The organism is Streptomyces sp. NPDC046876, assembly GCF_040645035.1.
In the GTDB taxonomy this organism is placed as follows: Bacteria; Actinomycetota; Actinomycetes; order Streptomycetales; family Streptomycetaceae; genus Streptomyces.
In genome coordinates, this window is sequence record NZ_JBEYXK010000207.1 from 1 (window position 1) to 3,315 (window position 3,315).

The window sequence follows — 3,315 nt, forward strand, 5'->3', positions numbered from 1 at the left end:
GTCTACACGCTGCCCAAGCACCTGGACGAGAAGGTGGCCCGCCTCCACCTCGACGCCCTCGGCGTCAAGCTGACCACCCTGCGCCCGGAGCAGGCCGCGTACATCGGCGTCGACGTGGACGGCCCGTACAAGCCGGACCACTACCGCTACTGATCCCCGGGCCCCGGAACTCCCGGGATCCGCAGTAACGCGATCACCGCGACAGGCCCCCGGCACCCGTGCCGGGGGCCTGCCCCGTCCCCGCCCCGGACCGCACAACCGCAAGGAACCCCCGCCATGCCCCGCGGCCGCTACTCGCTCCACGACCCCCACGACCACACCCCCCTCGGCGAGGAGCACTTCAACTGCGCCCCCGGCCCCTCCGGTTGGCGCTACGTCTCCCAACTGACCGCCCCCGACGGCGAACACCGCGGCTCGGTCGACCTGGCGATCGACGAACTCGGCCGCCCCATCCGCCTCGAACTGAACGCCGCGAGCTGGCAGGTCCGCGGCGCCGCCATCGACGGAGTCACCTGGGTCCGCTCCGACCCCACCGGCACCGAAGCCACCGAGGGCAACGCCCCGGCCGCCGCCTTCACCGGCACCTCGCCGGCGTTCCTCGTCGCCACGGCCCGCCTGCTGCGCCCGGCCCCCGGCGGCCCCGCCACCCGCGTCCGGCTCGTCGCCCTCACCGACCCGGTGCTGGCGCCCCGTACGGTCGACCAGGCCTGGCAGCACGTCGGCCGCACCACCCACGACACCGACACCGGCCCGCTCGTCGTCGACGAGTACCGCATCAGCGCCCTGGACACCGGCGAGGTCCACACCGTGCACCTGGCCGGGGACGTGGTCCTCTCCGCGCCCGGCATCGAGCTCGAACACCTGGAGACCCCGCCGTCGGCCTTCCCGGACTGACAGCCCCCAGCTTTTACGCGGGCGGGGCGAACCCCGTCTTGCGCACCGGCTCGGCGGCCGGAGGCTGAGCGGGTGCGGGCGCCGCGGCGGGAATGGGCGCGGGAGCCGCCGCCACGGGAACGTACGCCGCAGGCGGCGCCGGCTGCGGCACCGCCGGCGGTACGTACGCCCCACCGGCGGGAGCGCCGGGCATCCCGGGCATCCCGGGGACCCCCGGCCGCCCGAACGCCCGGGCCGCGTCCCGCGACTGCCGCTCGTGCACCACCGCCATCAGGAACGCGGCCGCCGGCACCCCCGCCGGCGCGGGCGCCCCCGTACGCGCGACCAGGTCGTCCGCGAGCTTCGCCGCCATCGCCGCACCCACCTGCGGATCCAGCTGGCCCATCCGCGTCAGGTACTGCCGTATCGCCAGCCACAGCCCGTCCGGCACCGCCGACAGGTCCAGCCCGCCGAACCGCCCGGCCAGCCACGGAGGCGGCGCCGGAACCGGCATCACGGGCGGCCCCGACACCCGCTCCCGTACGACCAGGGTCCCGGCGAACACGTCGCCCAGCCGTCGGCCGCGCGCCGACACCAGCGACGCGATGCAGGCGATCGACCCGAACGTGCCGAGCAGCTCCACGACCCCCATGGCCCCGCGCACCAGCGCGTGCCGGAACCGGATCGGGCCGCCGTCGTCGCGGACCACCCGCAGCCCGCAGGCCAGCTTGCCGAGCGACCGCCCGTGGCTGAGCGTCTCCACCGCGATCGGCACACCGACCAGCACGAGCACGAAGGACGCCACCGACACCGCGGCCTTGGCCGCCACGTCCATCGAGGCGGTCGCGTAGACCAGCCCGATCGAGATCAGCAGGTAGCCGGTGAGGTACACGAGGAGGTCGAGGAAGAAGGCCAGCGCCCGGCTGGGCACCCTTGCGGGCCGCAGCCCCAGAACGACCGCGTCCCCCGTCACCAGATCGCTCACGCCGCACACCCTTCCCGTGGCCATGTCGTGGCCGGACCCGCCCCTTGGTCATCCAGTCTGCCAAGCTGACCGCGGAAGAAGTAACGCCGGAGCAGGAGCCACGGGCACCACGGGCAGGGGGAGCGGCAACCGGATGGATCTCGACGTCTTCGTCACGGCCCACCGAGCGGAATGGGACCGCCTGGAACAGCTGCTGGGCCGCGGCCGCAAACTGACCGGAGCCGAGGCCGACGAGCTGGTCGCGCTCTACCAGCGCACCTCCACCCACCTCTCCCTGATCCAGTCGAGCACCCCCGACGCCCTGCTCACGGGCCGCCTGACCCAGCTCGTGGCCCGGGCGCGGGCCACGGTCACCGGCGCCCGCCGGGCCGGCTGGCGCGACGCGGCCCGCTTCTTCACCGCCGCCTTCCCGGCCGCCGTCTACCGCAGCCGCCGCTGGTGGATACCGACCGCGGTGCTGTCGACGCTGATCGGCGTGCTGATCGGCTGGTGGATCGCCGTGCACCCCGAGGTGCAGGCCGCCATCGCGGCGCCGGACGAGCTGAAGGCCATGACGAAGCCGGGGGGCGAGTACGAGACGTACTACTCCAGCCACCCCGCGGCGTCGTTCGCCGCCCAGGTGTGGACGAACAACGCCCAGGCCGCCGCGATGTGCCTCGTCCTGGGGGCGTTCCTGGGCATCCCGGTGCTGTGGGTGCTGTTCCTGAACATGGTCAACCTCGGCGTCGGCATCGGCCTGATGGCCTCGGCTGACCGCCTGGACGTGTTCCTGGGGCTGATCCTGCCCCACGGCCTGCTCGAGCTGACGGCCGTCTTCGTGGCCGCGGGCACCGGGCTGCGTCTCGGCTGGACGGTCATCGACCCGGGCCCGCGCACCCGCCGCGCCGCCCTCGCCGAACAGGGCCGGGCCGCCCTCGGCATGGCCATCGGCCTCGCCGTCGTCCTCTTCGTGTCGGGCCTCATCGAGGGCTTCGTGACCCCGTCCGGCCTGCCCACCTGGGCGCGCATCGCCATCGGCGTCGCCGCAGAGGCCGCGTTCCTGGCGTACGTGTACGTGCTCGGCGGCCGGGCCGCCCGCGCCGGCGAAGCGGGCGACGTGGAGGCCGCCGACCAGACGGCAGCCCTCCCCACCGCGGCCTGATGTGCGTACGGGCCTGCTCAGCTGCTAGTCTCCTCGTCGTCCCGGAACGGCCGTTGACACGGTTGCGACGGGGAGGTAGATTCGAACGGTTGCCTCGAACTGGACAAGTTCGGCAGCGATGGTTTAAAATCTCTCTCGCCTCCAGAAGGAATCGCATTCCGCTGGGGCGCAACCGACTCCTTTTCGAGGAAACCGAAGCCGGGGAAATCCGGTGGAAAACCTCTGATAGAGTCGGACTCGCCGAAAGGGAAACGCGAAAGCGGGAACCGGAAAGCGAAACCCGCTTCGACCGGGAATCGGACACGAAAGAGTCTGA

The 3,315-nt window shown here is 73.1% G+C and carries 4 protein-coding genes; 3 read left to right on the plus strand and 1 reads right to left on the minus strand.

The annotated features are described in order from the left end of the window. Together ABZ924_RS38270 and ABZ924_RS38275 are read left to right on the plus strand one after the other, a co-directional pair. The coding region (locus ABZ924_RS38270) for an adenosylhomocysteinase (protein WP_361917010.1) at positions 1-153 on the plus strand (153 nt) is incomplete at its 5' end. A gap of 123 nt (positions 154-276) precedes the next feature. Then, a complete protein-coding gene (locus ABZ924_RS38275) occupies positions 277-894 on the plus strand; it encodes a hypothetical protein (RefSeq protein ID WP_361920316.1) in 618 nt (205 codons plus the stop codon). Positions 895-907: 13 nt separating this feature from the next. Here ABZ924_RS38275 and ABZ924_RS38280 read toward each other — a convergent pair whose 3' ends face one another. Then, entirely contained in the window at positions 908-1,858 is a 951-nt protein-coding gene (locus ABZ924_RS38280) for an RDD family protein (protein WP_361920318.1), read from the minus strand. 133 nt (positions 1,859-1,991) lie between these two features. On the opposite strand from ABZ924_RS38280, the gene ABZ924_RS38285 reads away from it, so the two are divergent. After that, positions 1,992-2,999, plus strand: coding sequence for a stage II sporulation protein M (locus tag ABZ924_RS38285; protein ID WP_361920320.1), 1,008 nt, complete (start codon positions 1,992-1,994; stop codon positions 2,997-2,999). Positions 3,000-3,315 lie beyond the last annotated feature (316 nt).

Excerpts from the sequence above, each read along its gene's own strand:
- ABZ924_RS38285 (WP_361920320.1), top strand. The coding sequence starts at position 1,992 with ATGGATCTCGACGTCTTCGTCACGGCCCACCGAGCGGAATGGGACCGC.
- ABZ924_RS38275 (WP_361920316.1), top strand. The coding sequence starts at position 277 with ATGCCCCGCGGCCGCTACTCGCTCCACGACCCCCACGACCACACCCCC.